The 804-nt window shown below is 63.4% G+C and carries 1 protein-coding gene; it reads right to left on the reverse strand.

Annotation, left to right across the window (positions count from 1 at the left end):
* On the reverse strand, positions 1–718 hold a 718-nt coding region (gene istA / locus AAIL68_RS17480), incomplete at its 3' end, for an IS21 family transposase (protein ID WP_347141060.1).
* Between the last annotated feature and the right edge of the window lie 86 nt (positions 719–804).

Raw genomic sequence — 804 nt, forward strand, 5'->3', positions numbered from 1 at the left:
CGAACTCGGGGAGCGGCACCATGAAGTTGCGGCGGCAATAACCCACCAGGCCTTCGACATTCCCTTTGTCGTTGCCTTTGCCAGGGCGGCCGTAGCGATCCTGGATCAGGTAATGCGACAGGAAGCCGCTGAACAGGACGGCTCGCTTGCGGGTGCCATCGGGCAGGATCTTCGCCACTAGGCACCGGTCATTGTCATAGACGATCGACTGCGGCACTGCCCCAAAGAAGGCGAAGGCGTGGATGTGGCCGTCCACCCAGGCCTCGGCGACCGCCGCCGGATAAGCCCGCACATAGCACGCGTCGCTATGGGGCAGGTCCAGCACGAAGAAATGCGCCTTTTTCTCGACACCGCCAATCCTGACCATTGCTTCGCCAAAGTCGGCCTGCGCATGGCCCGGTGGATGCGCCAGCGGCACGAACACTTCCTGGCCCCGCCGTTCCCGCTCCCGGATGTAGTCCTTGATGATCGTGTAGCCGCCGGTGAACCCGCATTCGTCACGCAGCCGGTCGAACACCCGCTTCGCCGTATGTCGCTGCTTCCGCGGCATGGAGCGATCCGCCTCAAGCCAGCCCTCGATGATCGGGATAAAGGGATCAAGCTTCGGCCGCCTGACCTCGGCCGTCCGCCGGTAGCCCGGCGGCACCGAGAACGTCATCATCTTCGCAACCGTATCACGGGAGATGTTGAAGGCCTTCGCCGCCTGACGCTGGCTCATGCCCGCCGCGCAGGCCTGGCGAACCCTGAGATATAGTTCCACGCTGAAAATCCTCGCGCCCTCCCTGCTGTCGCAGAAAGGGAAAG

It is taken from the genome of Paracoccus sp. SSK6 (assembly GCF_039770665.1).
GTDB lineage: Bacteria > Pseudomonadota > Alphaproteobacteria > Rhodobacterales > Rhodobacteraceae > Paracoccus.